Origin of the sequence: Lactobacillus sp. Sy-1, from assembly GCF_019303535.1 — a bacterium.
Taxonomy (GTDB): Bacteria; Bacillota; Bacilli; order Lactobacillales; family Lactobacillaceae; genus Nicoliella.
Genome location: NZ_JACCIU010000001.1, coordinates 189,264 through 209,728, shown reverse-complemented (window position 1 = coordinate 209,728; position 20,465 = coordinate 189,264). Strand labels below are relative to the sequence as shown.

At 41.8% G+C, this 20,465-nt stretch carries 14 protein-coding genes and 1 riboswitch; of the genes, 7 read left to right on the top strand and 7 right to left on the bottom strand.

Annotation, left to right across the window (positions count from 1 at the left end; genetic code table 11):
• Positions 1–9 precede the first annotated feature (9 nt).
• The 3 genes from HZL42_RS00900 to HZL42_RS00890 are packed head-to-tail and all read left to right on the top strand — an operon-like array spanning position 10 to position 7,839.
• Positions 10–3,600, top strand: a complete 3,591-nt coding sequence (locus HZL42_RS00900) for a PD-(D/E)XK nuclease family protein (RefSeq protein ID WP_219053840.1) — start codon at positions 10–12, stop codon at positions 3,598–3,600.
• On the top strand, positions 3,587–7,357 hold the full coding sequence (gene addA / locus HZL42_RS00895) for a helicase-exonuclease AddAB subunit AddA (protein ID WP_219053839.1): 3,771 nt from the start codon (positions 3,587–3,589) through the stop codon (positions 7,355–7,357). Before HZL42_RS00900 ends, addA begins: the two co-directional genes overlap by 14 nt.
• A gap of 20 nt (positions 7,358–7,377) precedes the next feature.
• Entirely contained in the window at positions 7,378–7,839 is a 462-nt protein-coding gene (locus tag HZL42_RS00890) for a hypothetical protein (RefSeq protein WP_219053838.1), read from the top strand.
• A 34-nt stretch (positions 7,840–7,873) separates the two neighbouring features.
• Here the strand turns inward: HZL42_RS00890 and HZL42_RS00885 are convergent, their stop codons facing one another.
• Together HZL42_RS00885 and HZL42_RS00880 are read right to left on the bottom strand one after the other, a co-directional pair.
• A complete protein-coding gene (locus HZL42_RS00885; RefSeq protein ID WP_219053837.1) occupies positions 7,874–8,434 on the bottom strand; it encodes a biotin transporter BioY in 561 nt (186 codons plus the stop codon).
• A 112-nt stretch (positions 8,435–8,546) separates the two neighbouring features.
• Positions 8,547–9,506 carry a biotin--[acetyl-CoA-carboxylase] ligase gene (locus HZL42_RS00880; RefSeq protein WP_219053836.1) on the bottom strand — a complete coding sequence of 320 codons (960 nt, stop codon included), beginning with the start codon at positions 9,504–9,506 and terminating at the stop codon, positions 8,547–8,549.
• Between the two features lie 124 nt (positions 9,507–9,630).
• Between HZL42_RS00880 and HZL42_RS00875 the strand changes: the two genes are divergently transcribed.
• The 4 genes from HZL42_RS00875 (at position 9,631) to HZL42_RS00860 (ending at position 13,950) form a co-directional block, all read left to right on the top strand.
• Complete coding sequence (locus HZL42_RS00875) at positions 9,631–11,094, top strand: sucrose-6-phosphate hydrolase (RefSeq protein ID WP_219053835.1); 1,464 nt, start codon at positions 9,631–9,633, stop codon at positions 11,092–11,094.
• Between the two features lie 97 nt (positions 11,095–11,191).
• A riboswitch (TPP riboswitch) is annotated at positions 11,192–11,283 on the top strand.
• A gap of 117 nt (positions 11,284–11,400) precedes the next feature.
• Positions 11,401–12,720: an LLM class flavin-dependent oxidoreductase gene (locus HZL42_RS00870; RefSeq protein ID WP_219053834.1), complete on the top strand. Its 1,320-nt coding sequence runs from the start codon at positions 11,401–11,403 to the stop codon at positions 12,718–12,720.
• A gap of 15 nt (positions 12,721–12,735) precedes the next feature.
• Positions 12,736–13,245 carry an NAD(P)H-dependent oxidoreductase gene (locus HZL42_RS00865; protein WP_219053833.1) on the top strand — a complete coding sequence of 170 codons (510 nt, stop codon included), beginning with the start codon at positions 12,736–12,738 and terminating at the stop codon, positions 13,243–13,245.
• Between the two features lie 87 nt (positions 13,246–13,332).
• Positions 13,333–13,950: a L,D-transpeptidase gene (locus HZL42_RS00860; protein WP_219053832.1), complete on the top strand. Its 618-nt coding sequence runs from the start codon at positions 13,333–13,335 to the stop codon at positions 13,948–13,950.
• A 31-nt stretch (positions 13,951–13,981) separates the two neighbouring features.
• On the opposite strand, the gene HZL42_RS00855 is transcribed toward HZL42_RS00860, so the two are convergent.
• The 5 genes from HZL42_RS00855 to HZL42_RS00835 all read right to left on the bottom strand — a co-directional run bounded on the left by HZL42_RS00855 (position 13,982) and on the right by HZL42_RS00835 (position 20,127).
• Complete coding sequence (locus tag HZL42_RS00855) at positions 13,982–14,173, bottom strand: hypothetical protein (protein WP_219053831.1); 192 nt, start codon at positions 14,171–14,173, stop codon at positions 13,982–13,984.
• On the bottom strand, positions 14,166–15,158 hold the full coding sequence (locus HZL42_RS00850) for a Ppx/GppA family phosphatase (RefSeq protein ID WP_219053830.1): 993 nt from the start codon (positions 15,156–15,158) through the stop codon (positions 14,166–14,168). Before HZL42_RS00850 ends, HZL42_RS00855 begins: the two co-directional genes overlap by 8 nt.
• A gap of 3 nt (positions 15,159–15,161) precedes the next feature.
• Positions 15,162–17,297, bottom strand: coding sequence for an RNA degradosome polyphosphate kinase (locus HZL42_RS00845; protein ID WP_370629272.1), 2,136 nt, complete (start codon positions 17,295–17,297; stop codon positions 15,162–15,164).
• Positions 17,294–18,832, bottom strand: coding sequence for an exopolyphosphatase (locus tag HZL42_RS00840; RefSeq protein ID WP_219053829.1), 1,539 nt, complete (start codon positions 18,830–18,832; stop codon positions 17,294–17,296). The genes HZL42_RS00845 and HZL42_RS00840 overlap by 4 nt, the downstream gene beginning before the upstream one ends.
• Before the next feature lie 125 nt (positions 18,833–18,957).
• The gene (locus HZL42_RS00835) at positions 18,958–20,127 is read right to left on the bottom strand and encodes an acetyl-CoA C-acetyltransferase (protein WP_219053828.1); all 1,170 of its coding nucleotides are present in this window, start codon (positions 20,125–20,127) and stop codon (positions 18,958–18,960) included.
• Positions 20,128–20,465 lie beyond the last annotated feature (338 nt).

Sequence of the window (20,465 nt, the reverse complement as noted above, 5' to 3'; positions counted from 1 at the left end):
GAAATGATAATGGCCCTGCAATTTATTCTAGGAACCGCTGATAAAGACCACGCCAAGGTGCTAACTGACCAACTACTAAAGATGGTGCATGAACGTCCGGATGATCATTATTTTTACCTGGTTCCTAATCACATTAAGTTTGAATCAGAAGTCAAAACATTGGAACGGCTGAACCAAAATAATGATGATGCTTATGCTCAAACTAACGTTCAGGTTTTTTCATTAACCCGGCTAGCATGGTTCTTTTTAAGCCATGAAGCAGCATACCAGATTCCTAGACTAAGTGCGGCGGGAGTTAACATGCTGATCTACCAAATTATTAATGATCATCAGGATGAGTTGACCGTTTTTAGAGGGGAAAGTGGGCAACCTGGTTTCATCAATCAAATTGCAAGCCAAATTGCAGAGATGGAAGCAGGGCGGGTTAGTGCAGCGGACTTAGCGAACCTATTTGAAACTCAACAAGCAGATTTAAACCCTAACTTGCGTGATAAGCTCCATGATTTTACGGTTATTTACCAGGCATTTGAGGCAGCCACGATTGGCAAATTCTTACACCAAAATGACACACTGGAGCTACTCTGTAACTACTTTCTCGACCACGACCTATCGCAAATGCATTTCTTCATTAGTGGTTTTTCACAGTTGACCGCGAAGGAACGCCAATTAGTGATGATTATGATGCAACGGGCGGCAAACGTTACGATTGACTTGAATCTAGACCGTCCTGCCGGAGTGAAGCAACCAGAAGCACCAACCCTCTTTTTCCAGTCAGCAAAGCTATATCACCAGTTATATCAATTCGCTAGTGACAACCAAGTTCCAATCATGACGGATCTGTATGCCCAGACCGAACGGGTTAATAACGATTTGTTAGCCTTAAGTAACTACTGGATTCAATCGACGGGGTTAGACCCCATCAAACCGGTGCAATTAATTGATGATCAATCCGTTCAGGTGGTAAAGGCTGATAACTTCTATTCTGAACTGGCCGCGGTTGCAATTAAAATTCGCCAACTAGTTGCGAGTGGTCAGTATCATTACCGTGACATTTTAGTTATGACTAGGCATTTGGATAAGTATCAAAATATCATTCAACCAATTTTTAACATGCAACAAATCCCGTACTTTAATGATGTGCAAAAATCGATGGTCGACCACCCACTAGTGCAGCTCATTGATGCATTATTTAGTATTGCACCCGAAAATAGCCGGCGGACATACCGCTATGACGACGTGATGCGGTTATTAAAAACGGAACTACTGATTCCGCGCGATGCCGATGGTAAATTCATGCCAATTACCCAGTTTCGGGATGCGCTAGCGCTAACTGAAAACGTGGTCTTAAAGAACGGTTATGAAGGCGCCAAGTGGCTGCAAGATGAGGATTGGCACTATATTTGGTTGAACGAAAGTGACTTTGGAATTCAATCCCAGCCAAACCAAGCAATTGATGATCAGGTTAATCGAATTCGTCACTATGTTAAGGCGATCTTGCCACCATTTTTCAAGCGGATGCGCCGGGCGAAGGACGTTACTGCGGGTGTGAAAGTGTTGTATCAATTTTTGGTTGAGCAGGGGGTCGTAGACCGACTGAAGCAATGGCGGGATGCGAGCGTTGACGATGGCGATTTATCACAAGCTGCCCAACCAGAACAGGTATGGCAAACTTTTTGTGATTTACTGGATGATTTCGTAACGGTGCTAGGGGAACGCCAAGCATTTAAGCTAAATGACTTTTTAGCGCTACTCAAGGCTGGTTTCGAAGGCGCTAATTACTCACAAATTCCGTCCACGTTGGACCAGGTAACCATTTCAGAAAGTGGAATTGTTCAGATGCCAGACTACCGGGTCGTGTTCATGGTGGGCTCGACCGATGATGTAATGCCAGACCGAATTACCAATGAAAACCTATTTAATGATAGCGACCGCGACGACCTTGCACCCCACTTTACTGAGGAACAATACCTGCGCGACACTAGCGAAAGTCAAATGGCAAATGATCCTTACTTAAACTACCTCGCATTTATGAGCGGGAGTGAACGGCTAATTTTTTCATACTGCCTAGCTAACGACAGTGATACTGAGACGGGGGTCCAAATTTCACCATACGTTGATCGAATTAAAAAGCACTTTGCAATTAACGAAATCCACTATGTTGATACTCCCAAAGCTGATAGTGAATTGATTTTACCTTACATTGGGACGAAACGAACAACGCTTCGCCACCTGGTGCAAGCTAGCTATGATCATAAGTACAACCAACACAAGCTGGCGAATTCATGGCACTTAGTTTATCAGGAATTAGTGACCACCAGCCGGGAATTTCAAGCACTCACTGAAAAGCTATTGGGCGGTCTTAACTACAACAATACGCCAACTAAGTTGACCAATGACATTATTACCGGTTTATATGGGAACTCGATTAATACCTCAATTTCGCAGTTGGAACAGTTTTATTCTAATCCGTATGAATACTTCCTAAAATACGGCTTAAAACTCCATGAACGGGATGTTTTCGAACTATCCCCCGCTAGCACGGGGGAATTTTACCATGCCGCATTAGACCTGTTGGTCAAGAGAATGCATGATGAGCACATTGACATTCAATCGTTAGATGAACAGGCGTTAGATCAATTCGTCAACGAAGTGGCAACCCAGTTGTTAAATGACCCCAATAATTTCCAATACGCGATTTTACAGAGTTCACACCGGATGGAATATTTAAAAGGGCAGCTTATCAGAACGGTAAAGCGAATGGCCCTTACCATGCACTGGCAAAGTCAAAGCACCCCCATGCGGCCTAGTAGAACCGAAATTTCGTTTGGGCGAACTAATAATGCGAATAGTTTAGATCCGCTCACCTTTGATATTTCTGATCAAATCGTAATTCCGGGAATTCAAACCGTAAGTGTGCGGGGCCGGATTGACCGGATTGATACCATGGAAACTGCTGATAAGCGGTACCTGGAATTGGTTGACTATAAATCTGGGGATAAGATGATTGATTTTGGGAAGGTCTATGATGGAACCGCAATGCAACTAATTACCTACCTAAACGTAATTAAGAAGAATCTTGCCCGATTTAGTGACCAACAAAAGGCCGAACTGGCGGGGGCCCTATACTTTCACGTGTTCAATCCCAAGCTATCGCCGAAAGATTTTGGAAGGGATAGCTTCCAAGCTGCGATGATGAAAAAGCAGCGTTATAAGGGGATTCTGGTTGATGATAAGGAGTTAATCCACCTGATTGATAGTAAGATTCAAGACGGGGGGACCTCGTTGATTTACCCAATTGGGGTGAAAAAGGACCACCAATTAACGAAGGCAAGTAACGTGATTGCTCCTGATGACTTAGAACTCATTTTGGAACATACCGAGCAGTTGATTCAAGAAGCGGGAGTGCGAATTTTCAGTGGGGATGTCCGGTTAGCACCAACAAAGGATCGTTATACCAGCGCCCTTCAATACTCGCCATTTAAATCAATAATGCAGTTCGACCCGTTGTTGAATGAAAATAACTACCGAAATGTGGAAACAATGGATATGCAAACCGTGATTGAAAAACTAAGGGAGGAACAGCAAAATGGACTACACTAAGGCACAGGCCGAAGCGGTAACCGGCACGTTTAAGGGCAACGTATTGGTATCGGCATCCGCAGGATCTGGGAAAACACGGGTGTTAGTTGATCGGGTCATCAATAAATTGGTGCAGTATCAAAATATTGATCAAATGTTGATCGTGACGTTTACCAGGGCGGCCGCTAAAGAAATGAAGGATCGGATTTTATCAGCACTTCAGGCGAAGGTCCGTAATACTGATGATAAGCGACTGAAAAACCATTTGAACCTCCAAATTCGTAAATTACCGGTGGCAGACATTAGTACCCTCGATTCATTTTGCCAACGGGTCGTTCAAAGCTACTACTACATCATCAATTTAGACCCGGATTTCCGAATTTTAACTGATCAAACTGAAACGGCGATGCTACGCGACTTAGTATGGGATAATGTGCGGGAAGAATACTATGCTAACGATGAGGATGGTTCATTTGCCAACCTGACGGAGAACTTTTCGGATGACCGGTCTGATGATGGACTGACCCAGTTGGTCTATAACCTCTATGATTATGCTAACGTTAACCGGGACCCCCAGCAGTGGATTGAGCAACTCCCGAATTTGTATCAAGTCGCTGGTTCAATTGTCGACAGTGATTTTTACAACCAATTTCTGAAACCCGCGCTATTAAATCAACTCGCTCAGATTAAAGTTAATTTTCAGGCGGCATTAGACCTTGCCCAAGAGCAGCAATTAACCAAGGAAGCGGAGTTTGAAACCGGGGAACTCGACCATATCAATGAACTAATGCAATCACTAGGTACCGATTCCTGGAATCAAATTCGTGAGAAAATGAACATTGGTTTTAAGCGCTTCCCGTCCGTTCCGAGGGGGTCTGACGAACTAGTAAAGGATGCGCATGACCATGTTAAAGCATTACGGGATGCCGGCAAAAAGCAATTGACCGACAAACTCGTTGCCAGTTACTTTACCAGCGATGAAGAAACGAATTTAATGGTGATGAACGGATCGGTGGAGTTGATCAACAAGCTTGTGGAAGTGGTTACCGCCTTTAGTGCCCACTACCGTGAGTTGAAACAGCGCCGTCATGTGATGGAATTTATCGATATTGAACATGCCGCGCTGGATATTTTTAACCAGTCTGCCGGCAAGCAAAACGTTCAAGAAGCGTTGCAAAAGCAGTACCAAGAAATCATGGTTGATGAATACCAGGATAATAATCGGTTGCAGGATGCAATTTTAACCACGATTGCCAGGCATGATGATGCGGGGCAGACCCAAAATATGTTCATGGTGGGGGATGTTAAGCAGTCCATCTACCGGTTCCGGTTGGCCGCGCCTGAAATGTTTTTACAACGGATGGATCGGTACCAATTAACCGCAAATGATGACCGCACAATTTTACTAAAGGAAAACTTCCGGTCCATGTCGAATGTTGATGACTTTGTCAACTTGATTTTTAATCAAGTTATGAGTCGGGAGGTCGGTAAGATTGAATACCAGGGCGATAACAACCTGGTGGCCGGAGCGCAGTACTACCCGGATGATTTACATTCTAACGTCGCCATCATGCTTTATCGCAATCAACCGAATAAACAGGATGATACTGAAACTGCCGATGGTGAACCGGTGAATGCCCAGTTTCAAGTTGAAGATAGTGCCCACGGCCAAATTGAGTTGATTGCTCAAAAAATAATTGAGCTCACCCAAAACGGTCAGCAAGTATTTGACCGGCACCTGGGGAAACTGCGGCCAATGAATTACTCCGACGTGGCCCTGATTGCGGCCACTCGAAATAACAACCTCGTAATTTCAGATGTCTTTGCTCAGCACAATATTCCAGTTACAATTAACGGCACTCAGAGCTACTTTAAAACCACTGAAATTCAAATTATGATGGCACTGCTAACGATTATTGATAATCCATACCAGGATATTCCATTGGTTGCGGTGTTACGCTCCCCAATCGTGGGCTTAAATGAAAACCAGTTGGCATACCTACGAATTAATTCCAAAACTGGCGATTATTACCAGGCAGTGGTTAACTTTGTGAATCAGTATCCCCACCAAGAATCTACTGAATTTGGCGATCAGGTGTTTAACCGAGTTAAACGGTTCTTGAATCAGTTGGTGCAATTTAGAGACATTGCCCAGCAAAAGGAGTTAGTCCCATTAATTTGGAGTATCTATGAGGCAACTGGGTTCTTAGACTACGTGGGTGGGATGCCCGCAGGAAAGCAGCGGCAGGCCAATCTACATGCTCTTTATGACCGGGCAGCCCAGTACGAAAAAAGTAGCTTTAAGGGGCTCTTCCAGTTCGTCCGGTTTATCGAACGGATGCAAAATGGGAATAACGACTTAGCTGAGCCAGCTGCCAATCCGGATGATAATACCGTTTCGGTAATGACCATCCACGGTAGTAAGGGGCTGGAATTCCCAATTGTCTTTATCGTTGATGCTAACCACCAGTTTAATATGCAGGATTCAAAGGGTGAATATGTATTGGATGATGAGTTAGGATTAGGAATTACCTACTTTAATGATGCTAAGCGTGAAAAGATTGCAACGCTGCAAAAACAGGTGGTGCAAAGCCGAATTGACGATGACACCATTGATGAAGAAATGCGTAAGTTGTACGTTGCATTGACTAGGACTGAGCAACAACTCTTTATCGTGGGGGCTATTAAGGATACTAATAAGACGGATGCCGATGTGTTAGCTGAATGGGCGCATAAGGCAACCCAAAGTGATCAACTGTTGCTAACCCCTGCGCTACGCAGAAGTGCGAAGAGCTATTTGGATTGGATTTTACCAGCGGTTGCTCGGCACCCCAAGCTTCAAGAGCAGTTCTTAGCTGATGATGCTAATTTAAAGGATGATGAAACGAATCTGACCCTTAACTTTTATCATCCTGAGGACCTCCTAGCGCATGCCCCAGATGAACTGGAGACTGCTGCAAACAACTTTATTGAGCAGCTAGAACAGCCGGTAACGGCGGATTTAAATGCTGATAATGTTGACCAAATTAAACACATTATGAATTACCAATATCCAAACCAGGTGGCCACGACCACGACTGCTTATCAAGCCGTTTCAGAAATTAAGCGGGTATTTGATGACCCGGATACAATTCAAATGGGGCAATTTGAAGGGCTGAGTGACGATGAAAAGCAAACGAATCGTTACGTCGCAAGTGATTTTGCTCAGCCGGAGTTCTTACAGAAGGTTACGCAGCCCCAGCCAACTGAAATTGGAACCGCGACCCACTTGGTTCTTCAACAGTTATCCCTAGCCACCCCACCCACTCTGCAGTCAATCGATAACTTGATTGGTCACTTAGTTGCTGACCGGGTAATTACGGACCAGGTAGCAGCAAGAATCGACCGGCAAGCAATCTTACAATTCTTTGCGAGTGAACTGGGTCAAATGATTTTAGCGCACCCTAATGCACTGCATCGGGAAGCACCATTTTCATTAATTATGGCGGCTAATAAGCTCTTTAAGGGCTTTAATCCTGTCGCAAATGAAAAAATATTAATTCATGGGATTATCGATGGGTACCTGGTTCTCAACGATGAAGTAATTTTATTTGATTATAAAACCGACTACGTAGGGAGCCGCAATCAAGCTCAACAGGTTGCTCGAATTGTTGATAAATACCGGGGGCAGGTGAATCTGTACGGATTAGCATTGGCTAAAATCTTACAACGTCCGGTGGAAAAGCGGTTCTTATACCTACTATCAATTAATAAATTAGTGCCAATTCATGAAGTTTAATTGGCGAGGAGTGATTAATTTTGTTATTTTATTTAATTTTATTAACGTTAACCTTTGTGTGTCCAATTGTTTCAGTTCTGATTTTAGTTGCCCTTTGGATAAAATACTGGCAGTTTATTCGGGCTACCGGGATTCAGGCCGGCGCAGTTGATTTTGATAATCTCAAGCGCAAGCAGGGGTTGATCTATCAGTTAGTTTGCTTAGTTGTGGAAAGCCTGATAATGGCGTTGATTCCATTTAGCCAGGGACTAAAGGCCCTCTTCCTAGCGGTACTAATTGTGGTGGCGCTATTACTGCTGATTCAAACCCTGATTGCAACTTATCGGGAACACGTGAACGTTGACGTTCAAGCAATTGAGAACGATAATGACATTGATGCGGACACGGTTCGAATATTTATTGAAAAGCGGAGTTTGTCATTCTATGCTTTGACGGTGACGATTGCGTTAGTTAACGTTGGAATTCTGCTGAACTTACTATAATAAAAATCCCTGAATTTGAATTCAGGGATTTTTATTATTGATAATCTGGGTTCAGTTTTAACGAGCGGTTCAACCGGATTGCAATGGCAACTGCAACGATTGATTTAATTACATCCCCGGGGATGAACAGCACGTTCGCAGATAGAGCCACCGCAAATGGAATGTGACTTTGGATACTTAGCCAAGTAACCGCAATTAAGTAAATCCAAATAATGCTGACTGACAGGGTAACCAGCAATAGCCATGTAAAGTTAAGGGGTTGATTGCGCCATTTGCGCACAGTTTTGATCCCAGCTGCCAATAGGGCGGGGGTGGTTAACCACGCGAAGATATACCCGCCAGTGGGGCCTAAAATAACGGCTAAGCCACCCCGAAATCCTGATAGGATGGGAAGGCCCACTGCTGCTAGTAGGATGAAAATAGCAATCGTAATGGTTCCATTACGTCCGCCTAATAAGAGGCCAGCAAGAATAATTGCAAAGTTCTGCAATATGATGGGGACGGGGATGATGCCGACCGGGATACCAGGAATTATTCCTAAAACAATGATTAGTGCAATCATCAGTGCAATTTGGGTTAAATCTTTGGTTTTCATTTTTGCCTCCGTTAATAGTTAACCTATTTATTATTTACGGTTAACTATTATACAGAAATTAATTTAAAATGTAAAAAACCACTTGGCATCCCTGCCAAGTGGTGGGTATGATTTATTGATTAATTCTGACCTTAGTTACTTCACCGGTCATTACGTGGTGGATGGTACCATCAGCGGTTCTTAGAACGAGCGCTCCGTTGTCAGCAATGTTTTCAACCGTTCCGATTAACGGATTCGTTCTGGTGCTAACTGTAACCTGTTTGCCAATAACGACTGATAGTTTACGGTAGTTGTCCATTTCAAATCCGGTCTGATACTTAGGATAACTAGCCATGAATTGATTGATGATGTCCACTGCGATTTGGTTTCGATCAATTGGGTTAGTACTAATGGCGGCTACTGGTTGATCAATATTAACGGGAAAATGGCTGGTGGTAAGGTTAATCCCGATTCCTACGATGATTACCGATGGTTGCATTAGTTCCACATCCATTATTGATTCGGTCATGATACCGCCGACCTTTTGATTATCGACCCAGATATCGTTGATCCACTTTAATTGAAACGCGACGGTAGGGTAGCTCTTCTTTAGGGCTTTAACGACCGCAACTGCAGTGGTGGTCGTTAGTAATCCGGGATTAATGGTGGAGTCATGGTTAACCGGGACCGCAATTGTAAGGTACAGTCCAGAATCTGCAGGGGAGTAAAAGGAACGTCCCCGTCTTCCGTACCCATCAGTTTGGTGGTTAGCAATGATTGCAAATGGTTCGGATATTTGATGCCGGTTAATGATTTCCTTTGCGTATTTATTAGTGGAGTCGATTTGTTCAAATACCATTACTTGAACGGGTGCGCACTGATGCTGGATTGCTGCAGCACTGAGCTTGGTGGTACCAATGTATCGATAGCCCCGGTTGTGTTTGCGTTCAATTTGATGGCCGGCTTCCTTAAGGGCGTTGATTCGTTTCCATACCATGGTTCGGCTAATTGACAGTTTTTCAGCAAGGCTATTGCCAGATATCCACTTATTCTGGTGGCTTAAGAAGATATTTAATAACTCATTATTTGGCATGGCGACCCCTTCTTTAAGTAATTTTTATATTATTATCATACCATATTGTTTTTTCAAGTATTGGTATGAACCATAATTATGGTAAAATATAGTTAAATTTATTTTTTATGAAGGAGCTTAAATTATGGATAAATCATATTGGAATACAGAACGCTTAAATCGTTTGTATAAAGACTGGCCTGCTGAACGAATTACCGAACTAAAGGTCCAGATTGCAAAATCAAACTGGCGCTTGGGATACCACATTCAAACGGAAACTGGTTTGTTGAATGACCCCAATGGTTTTTCTTATTTTAATGGTCAGTGGCACATGTTCTTTCAAGCATTTCCATTCGGTGGCACCCATGGTCTAAAAAGTTGGACGCACATGGTTTCTGATGACTTAGTTCATTGGAAAAACACTGATAAGCCAATGGTTCCAGATACTAAGTATGACCGCCATGGTTGTTATTCAGGATCAGCAATTCCCGTGGGGGATAAGCTATTCCTAATGTACACTGGAAACGTGTGGGAAAAGATGAACGAAGTTAGACACCCATATCAAGATGGAGCATGGATGGATAAGGATAACAACATCACAAAGCTATCCGAACCACTTATTGCGAACCCACCAAAGGGAGTTACTGGACACTTCCGTGATCCACAAGTGATTAAGCACGGTGACTACTACTACGCCTTTATTGGTGCCCAAACCACTGAAGAAAAGGGTGAAGTGGTTGCATACCGTTCCAAGGCTGTTGATCATGGTTGGGAATTCTACAGTAAGTTAGATATTGGAAATGACAACCTTGGATACATGGCTGAATGTCCTAACCTATTATTTGTTGATGGACACCCAGTGTTAACGTTCTGTCCACAAGGTGCAGACAAGAGCTCCTTTAAGTACGATAACGTCCATCCAAATGCCTACATCGTTGCTGATGATATTAATTGGGAAACCATGAAGTTGATTAATCCATCTAAGATGCGTCAGTTAGATGATGGATTTGATTTCTATGCTGCACAAGGAATTAACGCTCCTGACGGCCGGACTTTGATTTGTGGTTGGTTAGGATTACCTGATACCACTTATCCTTCTGATGATGAAGGCTGGGAAGGTGGTTTATCCATGATTCGTGAACTTAGCTTGTCAGATAACTATCTGGTTCAACGGCCGGTTAAGGAAACGAAGTCATTAGAACTAGGTTCTGCGGATACCTTCAATGGAATGGAACTAGGCAAGCAAAGTTTGGTTAAGTTCCGGACGAATCCTGAAGCTGACAACCAAGTTGCAATTACTGCTGGAAATACCCACTTAGTAATTGATATTGATAATGACTCCCAAAAGCTAACCCTTCACAGAAAGGACGTTGAAAACGGCGGAAAGGATGAAACGAGAAGTATTCGTTTGAATTCTAACAAGATTGAAAGCTGTGAACTTTACCTTGATAACACCGTTTTTGAACTCTACATTAACGGTGGGTTTAAGACCATGACCGGGTTCTTCTTCCATGAAGGCAACCACCTTAACCTTAACTGGACTGAAGTTGAAGATATCGAAGTAACTAAGTTAGCAAACATTGATATTAACGGTTCTGAAGAAGAATAGTTAGGTTAGCTAAGTCAGACCGATTCAAATTTATCTTGACAATTGCCGGGATTTCGAATTAGAATTAGGCTGTAATTTTAATTAAATATAATTTCATGATTGTGGTATGGGGTGCCTTAATTGGCTGAGAGAAACCCATGGAACCTGATGCAGTTAGTACTGTCGAAGGGATTACCAACAATGTTTTTTTGTAATCAATAAAATTCCAGAGCCCACTTTTACTTTTAAAAGGGGGCTCTTTTTAATTATTGATCCCCTGAAGCAATTTGAGATTCTGACTTTTACTCATTAATTGGAGGCGTTTTTATGAATCGGCAAATGCATTTAGGGGCTCTTTTATTTAGTTCTGGACATCATGGGGCAGCTTGGAAACGACCTGGAACGACAATTGACCAGGTTGGACAAATCGAATATTTTGAAAAATTGGGGCAACTAGCTGAACGCGGTAAGTTTGATACCATTTTCCTAGCTGATGGCCAGTCAATTATGGGCGGTTATTACGGCGGGGTATCGTATTTTTTGGAACCCATTACATGCCTAACTGCTATTGCCGCTAAGACGAAACATATTGGATTGGTTCCGACCGTTTCATCAACGCTGTATGATCCATATAATCTGGCGCGATTAATATGTAGTTTAGATCACGTTAGCCACGGTCGAGCAGGAGTAAATATTGTTACTTCAATGTTCGATGCAGAGGCACAAAATCATGGGATGGAAAAGCTCCCTAACCACGCTGATAGATACGGTCGGGCGGATGAATTTATTCAGACAATGATTGAGTTATGGGACTCATTTCCCCTTGAATCAATTATTGATGATTTTAGCAACAATGCATGGCTAGATCGAACGATGATTCACCCAATTAACCATGATGGAAAGTATTTTAAGGTCCGGGGACCGCTAAACATTCCGTCTTCACCTCAAGGGCGGCCGGTATTAATGCAGTCAGGACTATCCGAACAGGGAAGAAACCTAGGTGCTAAGTATGCGGAAGCAATCTATTCCGTTGCCTGGGATTTAAAGGAAGCCCAATCGTATTATCAGGATATGAAAAATAGGGCCCATCAGCTATCAAGAAATCGTGGAATTCCAGTAATTATGCCTGGATTGGTACCGTACGTTGGGAGTACCCATGAAGAGGCAGTCAGAAAGCAAAGGGAATTGGATGAGTTACTTCCTTTGGACGAGTCGGTTGCTCAATTAGGGGCGTTTTTAAATGTTGATGTTACTAGCTGGGACCTAGATGCTCCCGTTCCAGAGTTACCTTCCGTAGCCGAATTTGCTGGTCCAAAGGGACGTTTCGAGGTAATTAAGCGAATTGTAGATACGGAGCATCCTACAGTTAGACAACTATTTCAACGTCTAGCTGCTGGTGGTGGACATGCAACCGTTGTTGGAGCGCCAGAGGAAATTGCGGACATGATGCAAGACTGGTTTGAAAACGGTGGTGCCGATGGATTTAACCTAATGGAACCAACTTATCCGGAATCGCTGACCGACTTTGTTGACCAAGTTGTACCCGTACTGCAGAAACGAGGAATATTTAGAACTGAATATTCTGGAACGACGTTGCGGGATAACTTTGGCTTGGGTGCACCGCAAAAATACGATTTTAAAGAATAGCGGGGAAATGACACGATGAAAAAAGTGATAATCGTATCAGGACATCCGGTTGAACATCCTTCTAAGTCAAACGAAGCGATCATTAAGCGGTTGCACCAGTTACTACCTAATTCTGATTTTGATATTTTAGGCCCCCTTTATCCTGATTACCATTTTAATGTTGACTCCGAACAAGCAAAGTTGGCAAAAGCTGATGTTATAATTCTCCAATTCCCAGTATATTGGTATTCAATTCCAGCGTTATTGCAAAAATGGATTGAAGAAACATTTACCTACGGGTTTGCTTATGGGAAGCAACCTGGTTCATTATCGAATAAGACCCTCCTGGTTTCATTTACTTGTGGTTCAGACTGTAGTATTAACACCATCGATAAGATTGTGTTTCCGCTTAAATCAACAGCAAGTTACTGCCATATGAACTGGGGTGGAGCGGTTTATACAAAATCGATTGCGAACCAGAAAGCTTCTGATGACGCTTACGATCAACATTGTAATAAAATCGTTCAATTAGTTAATCAAATATAACCACACCAAAGTCGGGAATAATCCATCCCGACTTTTTGATTTTCCCATCAATCCATTATAGAATGTGTTCACAAGAGGGGTGTCAAAATGAAAAAACGACTTCTAATGATTCCGATTTTAGCGCTACTGGTGTTAGCTGGGTGTAGTAATAGCAGCCAACAAACAAGCCAGCAGTCTTCCAGTCAAAAGATTACTAAGGTGGCTAAATCAAAAACTAGCTCGAGTGCAAACACGAGTTCCGAAAGCAAATCCACAGCAGATCGGCAGATTAATTGGCATAGGCCTTCCGAAAGTAAGCCGTATCCGAATATGAAGTTAAGCAACCATAACTGGTTAAAGGTTTCCATTAAACAACAACGGGTATTCGTGATGAGTCCCAAAAATCAGGTTCTCTACACCATGAATGCATCAACCGGGGCTAATAACTCAACACCACGGGGCACTTACCATATTCAAGCAGAACGGGGAACCTTCTTCTACAATAAGTCATCGAAGGAAGGCGCCCGTTACTGGACGTCTTGGAAGGACCATGGGATTTATCTCTTCCATACCGTTCCGACGAATGCTAAGGGCAAGTACATTAAATCAGAAGCCGAGCAACTTGGTAAAACCGCTAATTCACATGGGTGTATCCGGCTTTCCATTCCAGATGCAAAGTGGATTAACCAAAACGTTCCAACTGGCACCAAAGTGGTCATTAAATAATAAAAAGCAGCCATGCGGCTGCTTTTTATTATTATGAGAGTCTGATTACGGTAACCAATACGTAAATCATAATCAATTCAACAATCATTAATGGAGCTGTAAACTTAGTGAATATCTGCTTGTGTTTATGGATCAAGAATCCTATAAGTGCCAATACCACGATAACTCCAATGATGTACATAATCATTAGTTTTACTTGAACGTCAAAATCGGATTTAATCATTGCGATCCTCCGGTTTTGGTTGATTATCACTTTGCAATATTTTTTCTGGTGGAACATCGTTTCTAATCTTAGCAATATGTTCGTATAGCACCCCAAATCTCAGCCCCTGCTTAGAAAAAATCATTCGATCTGAATTGAGACGCCAAATTAATGACATTGCTGGTGCTAATCCCCCAACGATAATATCAGCCCGTTCCTTAGAAAGGCCAGGGATGTTTTTCCGTTCTTCTAAGGTTGAGTCCATTAGTTTTAAGAAGATGGCCTTAACTTCAGTTGCGCTTAAATGAAAACCGTGGATGTCATCCCAGTGAAGCTTATCAGGATCGTTTCGCCGCTTGATTTTAGCAAGGGTTCTGTTTGAACCGCCAAGCCCGATGATTGGTAAGTTAGTTCCCCTGTAAAGCCACCAGATATCGTTATAGATGTCGTTTAATTGATCAAAGACCCTATAAATTTGACCAGCAGACGGCTTGTCAGCATTAACATCAGCTTCAGAGAGGGTAACCGAACCAACTGGAAGACTAATCAAATTAACGATTTGTTTGTTTTGGACCAGAATTAGCTCGGTGCTGGCACCACCGGTATCCATGATGATTCCATTAACAACGGGAAGGGAGTTAATAACCCCCAGGTAGTCATAGTATGCTTCCTTAGTACCAGGAATAACTTCCAATTGAATCCCGGTTTTATCGAATACTTCCTTCAAAAAATCGGCCTGATTAGCAGCCATTCTTGTGGCAGCGGTTGCCACTGCCCGAATTTCTAGGTTGGGAAGGTCTTTGAAAACATCTTTAAATGACTCTAATGCTTCAATCGTTCGATCAATTGCTGGTTGTTTTAAAACCTTTTCTTCCCCCATATTTTCAGAGAGACGAACGGCTTCCTTTCTTTCAGCAATGTTTTCAAACGTTCCGTCATCATTAATTTTAGTAACGGCGAGTCTAGCTGAATTTGAACCTAAATCAATTACTGCAAAATATTCCATTAACTAAAGCTTCCTTCCATTGTGATTACGAATTGGCATAAACTTAGTAGTTTTTCTTTTTTCAGGGGTACCAAAGTCACGGTTAAATAGGACGTTAGCAATCCGTTTTCGGTTACTAATTAGGTATGACTGTGCGTTTAATGGGTCATGACCTTCTCGTTTAACGTGTAACCAATTATCGTCAGGTTGTAATACCCGTGTTTTAACATTGTCTTTCCATAGAATATCATAAATTTTAATGATGTGTTTACGAATATCGTCTTGAAGCACTGGAAATAGGAGTTCTACCCGTCGACTAAGGTTTCGTTTCATCAAGTCAGCGCTGGATAAGAATACCTTTTCTTCCCCGTCAGCATAGAAGTAGTAAATCCGACTGTGTTCTAGTAACTGGCCAACTAATGAGTGCACAGTAATATTATCACTAACGCCCTTAATGCCAACCCGGAGGTTACAAATGCCTCTTACTAATAGATTAATTTTAACCCCAGCAGCACTTGCTTCATATAGTTTTTTGATAATGATGGTGTCTGAAAGGGAGTTCATTTTCATTTGAATAAACCCTCGCTTACCAGCCTTCACATTTTCAATTTCATCGTCGATTCTCTCCATTAGGTAGTTCCGAATTCCGTTAGGGGAGATGGTCAACTTATGGAAGTATGGTGGTTCTGAGAATCCGGAGAGCATGTTAAAGATATTAGTGGCATCAATTCCCATTTCTTGGTTATCCGTAAAGATTCCCATGTCAGTGTACAATTTAGCAGTAACGTCGTTGTAATTACCGGTTCCCATGTGCATGTAGCGCTTAATGCCGTCCTCTTCTTTTCTAACGATTAGGGTAAGCTTACTGTGCACCTTTAGTCCCACTAGCCCATATATAACGTGACAACCAGCCCGTTCTAGTTCATCTGCCCAGTGAAGGTTGTTAGCTTCATCAAAACGAGCCTTAAGTTCAACTAGCGCAGTAACCTGCTTACCGTTTTGAGCAGCTCTTTTTAGTGATTTAATAATTGGTGAGTTTGGTGACACTCGGTAGAGGGTCATCTTAATTGCCAGCGTATCTGGATCGTTAGCCGCTTGGTTAATGAAATTTAACACCGGTTGAAATGAATCGTATGGGTGATGGACGAAAACATCACTCTTAGAGATTGCATCAAACATGCTTTCATCTTGAAGTGGTGCTGGAAAGTAAGGGGTAAAACTAGGGTAGAGTAAGTTCTTGTGGTAGCTAACCTGTTTGATTAATTTACTTACCATTGTTAGGTTGATTGGACCCTTAACAACATAGATGGCATCATCGTTTAACTTATATTCATTGATTAATCGTTCACGGAGTTGATGACTCATCTTGGCTTCAATTTCTAGTCGCATTACTTGGCCCCGCTCCCGTTGCCTTAGTTCATGCTTGATTTCGCGCATTAAATCGGAAGTATCTTCATCAGCTTCGATATCCATATCTCGGGTAACCCGGAAGCAAGCCATATCATGGGCTTTATAACCAACGAATAGCTCACCAGCATAGTATTTGATAACTTCTTCTAATAAAATAAAGTCGTTATCGGCACCGGGCAACTTAATTACCCTAGAAAAGACGTCTGGAACTTGAACGGTTGCAAATGATTCCTGTTTACTCTGGCCGTTTTTAGTAATAATTAGTGCGATGTTTAAAGTATTGTTTGCGATAAATGGGAAGGGTCTAGAAACGTCAACGGCAAGGGGGGTAAGAACTGGATATAGCTTTTGATGGAAGTAGTCATCTAAGAAATCCATTTGACGATTGCTAAGTTGATCGATTTTTAATAGATGGATATTTTTATCTGATAACTTAGGAAGTAAGTCATCAAAAAGAATTCGATACTGTTCGTCAACAAGCTTGTGGGCTTTTTTAGATACGCCCTTTAATTGCTGTTCTGGGGTTAAACCAGCAGCATCTGGTTGTTCGTATCCAACTGATACTAGTTTGTGAAGTGAAGCTACCCGAATGTTGAAGAATTCGTCCAGGTTACTTTGCGTGATTCCTAGGAATCGAAGTCTTTCAAGAAGGGGGTTGCTTGTATCATTAGCTTCGTCTAGAACGCGGCTATCAAAGTCCAGCCAGCTAAGTTCGCGACTGTTAAAGTATTCTGGATTATCAAACTTCATAGCTTTAATCTTCCTTTCAATTTTGGCTTAACTCCGAATACAGATTCGAAGAACGCACCTTTGCGATCAAAATTTAATTTTTCAAGCTCAATTTCCTGATCAGCAGTTGCTGTAACGATAACCTGAGTAGGATCACTGGTACCAATTTCAATGGACTTAATCTTTTGCTTGCGACTAGCATCTAGTGCGTCCGCAATTCTTAAAATGGCTGCTAACTTCATAATTACCATTCGTCGATCGATGCTCATGTTATTAAGATGTTTCAATGCAGAAGAGGTGGCTTTGTGACTGTGGTATCTTGAAATAGCGGCAACCATGTTTAACTCTGATTCTGACAACCCGATAATTTCAGAGTTTTTAATAATGTATTCTGAATGAACATAGTGGTCGTGGTTGTTAATGAATGAACCAACGTCATCAACGATTGCTGAGATTTCCAATAGTAGGCGTTCACGTTCGCCCAATCCATGGAGGCGCTTTAGTTCATCAAAGAGTTGGAGGACAAATTCGCTCACGAACCGTTGGTGTTTTGGTTCCACTTGGTATTGCTTGGCTAGGTTATTTGCGGAAATTAAAATTTGTTGTTTGAGTACCCGATTTTTACCATTTCCATTGGTTCTAGAGATGAGATCATAGGATAGACCATCGATAAACTTCAAATCTGAAACCCACATGTTTTTAAGGTCAAAGTTTTTAAATAGTTCGTGAAGCATGGTCATGATTGGTAATATTTGGGGGACATCACCTTCATCAACGTCGTATTTTTGAACCAACATTTGATCGTTACTAGCCTTAATTTCACGATAGAGTTCGTTGAATTCATTGGTTGAAATCCTTAGGGTCTTATGAAGGCCACTAATTAGTGGTTTGAGAATGGCGATTGATGAGCCCATTAAAATAACGTTTTCAATCTTTTCAATGTCCGGGAGAAACCGGACAAAGTCAATTAAGCGACTATCAACATAATCCCGAAGAATTGCAAAATAATTAGGCTCTGATTCTTTTATATCCCGCATTGATTCATAAACCCGAAGTGGTCCTAATTTTAGGGTTCTTGAAGACGTGAACTTACCGTGTTTATATGCTATCAACTCAACACTTCCTGAACTAATATCAATCAGGAGTGCGTTCTTCTGGGTAATTTGGTCAAAGCCTTTTAAATACGTATTAGTAGCTAGGTTTCGGTATAGCGCTTCTTGACTTTGACTAATCCATTTAATGTTAAAATGGCTTCGTTCTTCTAGCTGTTCCCTGACGAATTCTGAATTCTTGGCTTCATGAAAGGCGTGGGTAGCAAAGAACTGGTAATCACCCACTTGATATTCATCAAGGAGGTCCCTAATCACTTTTAGTGCAATTGCAATTTCATTAACGGTGTTACTATGCACGACCCGTTCGGAGAAAACATCTTCTCCCAGGTCAATGTCATAACGGGTATCTTCCACGATTTGCGAGTGTTTTAAATCAATTACTTGCACGTAGATATTTTGGGCGCCCATTACAATCATTGCTGAAAAATTAGTGTTGACTGGCATGTGCTTAATCACCTCGATAGATATATTTAAGTCACTCAACTACCTTAATTTTACCATGCAGCAAGGTTTCTTAACAGAAAGTAGGTAAACAAAAACCGCTGAATACTGATTCAACGGTTGATTGTTTATTGAACTGAAATATCCATTGCCATTCCCATGCCTCCACCGATGCAGAGGGATGCGAGACCACGGTGTTGATGATTTCTTTTTAGATTATTGATTAGGGTCACAATGATTCTAGACCCCGAGTCACCCAGTGGATGCCCCAAGGCAATCGCACCACCGGTTGTGTTAACGCGGTTCCGGTCGATTTTAAGATCGTTAATTGTGGCAAGGGCCTGTGATGCAAAGGCTTCGTTTAATTCAACCTGCTCAAAGGCATCGACAGAAATCCCCTGTTGTTCAACGAGTTCTTTAACCGCATAGTAGGGGGCGTATCCCATAATCGAAGGGGTAATTCCAACTTCTTTGTAACCATTAATAGTAGCAAGGGGTTCAATTCCGAGTTGCTCAGCCTTAGAACTAGTCATCAAAACAAGAGCGGAGGCACCATCATTTAGACTAGCAGCATTTCCAGCGGTGATGGTTCCGTTCTTTTTGAATGCACTTCTTAGTTTAGCAAGTTTTTCCTTTGTTGTATCTCGTCTTACGCTTTCATCCTGGGTAATGACGGTCCCATTTTGTAACTGAATCGGAATAATCTCGTTATGGAAGTAGTCGTTATCCTGAGCAGCAATTGCTTTTTCGTAGGATTGAAAAGCAAACTCATCCTGCTTTTTTCTGGAGATATTGAATTGTTCAGCAACGTTTTCAGCTGTAATCCCCATGGGTTCACCAGAAAATGCATCCGTTAATGCATCTTTTTGAATGGTATCTTCTATAGTAGCAGCACCCATTTTATGCCCGAAACGCATGTTGCTATTTATAAATGGAGCATTGGACATGCTTTCTGTGCCACCGACTACCACGATTTCTGCATCACCAACTGCAATGGCAGCTTGTCCGGATCTGACAGCTCGAAGTCCAGATCCACAGACCTGGTTAACTGTGAAAGCGGTTTTAGATTCTGGAATTCCGGAATTGATTTCAATTTGTCTAGCAATGTTTTGTCCCGCTCCAGCAGATAAAACGTTACCAAAAATGACTTGATCGATTTGCTCTGGCTTAAGATGGGCACGTTTAATAGCTTCCTTAGTAACAATCGTCCCCAGCGCTACTGATGATAAACTACTCAATGCGCCACCAAATTTTCCAATGGGGGTTCTAATAGCACTAACAATTACAACTTCTTCCATGTATAAACTACTCCTTTGATGATAATAATTATTTCAGTATACAATATTTATATTATTTTAGATGTGAACTACAATTAAGTTTGTAAAAAATTAACAGAGTGTAAATTGAAATTTAAAAATAAATCAAAAAAAGTTTATCAAAAGTGTTGACTTATATTTCCACAATTGATATTATATAAAACGTTGTCAATTAAGACATGTCCAAAGGACGTGTGATTGGCAGTTAAAATTTAATTTTAAAAAGTTGTTGACATCCAGTTGATGATTTGATATTATTAAATAGTTGTCGTTACGAGCGACACATTCAAGTAGATCTTTGAAAACTGAACAAAATTATG

Coding starts and splice junctions, on each gene's coding strand:
- HZL42_RS00900 (WP_219053840.1), top strand. CDS start 10: ATGGCCCTGCAATTTATTCTAGGAACCGCTGATAAAGACCACGCCAAG.
- HZL42_RS00875 (WP_219053835.1), top strand. CDS start 9,631: ATGGATAAATCATATTGGAATACAGAACGCTTAAATCGTTTGTATAAA.
- HZL42_RS00870 (WP_219053834.1), top strand. CDS start 11,401: ATGAATCGGCAAATGCATTTAGGGGCTCTTTTATTTAGTTCTGGACAT.
- HZL42_RS00865 (WP_219053833.1), top strand. CDS start 12,736: ATGAAAAAAGTGATAATCGTATCAGGACATCCGGTTGAACATCCTTCT.
- HZL42_RS00845 (WP_370629272.1), bottom strand. CDS start 17,297: ATGAAGTTTGATAATCCAGAATACTTTAACAGTCGCGAACTTAGCTGG.
- HZL42_RS00840 (WP_219053829.1), bottom strand. CDS start 18,832: ATGCCAGTCAACACTAATTTTTCAGCAATGATTGTAATGGGCGCCCAA.
- HZL42_RS00855 (WP_219053831.1), bottom strand. CDS start 14,173: ATGATTAAATCCGATTTTGACGTTCAAGTAAAACTAATGATTATGTAC.
- HZL42_RS00850 (WP_219053830.1), bottom strand. CDS start 15,158: ATGGAATATTTTGCAGTAATTGATTTAGGTTCAAATTCAGCTAGACTC.
- HZL42_RS00860 (WP_219053832.1), top strand. CDS start 13,333: ATGAAAAAACGACTTCTAATGATTCCGATTTTAGCGCTACTGGTGTTA.
- HZL42_RS00835 (WP_219053828.1), bottom strand. CDS start 20,127: ATGGAAGAAGTTGTAATTGTTAGTGCTATTAGAACCCCCATTGGAAAA.
- HZL42_RS00885 (WP_219053837.1), bottom strand. CDS start 8,434: ATGAAAACCAAAGATTTAACCCAAATTGCACTGATGATTGCACTAATC.
- addA (WP_219053839.1), top strand. CDS start 3,587: ATGGACTACACTAAGGCACAGGCCGAAGCGGTAACCGGCACGTTTAAG.
- HZL42_RS00880 (WP_219053836.1), bottom strand. CDS start 9,506: ATGCCAAATAATGAGTTATTAAATATCTTCTTAAGCCACCAGAATAAG.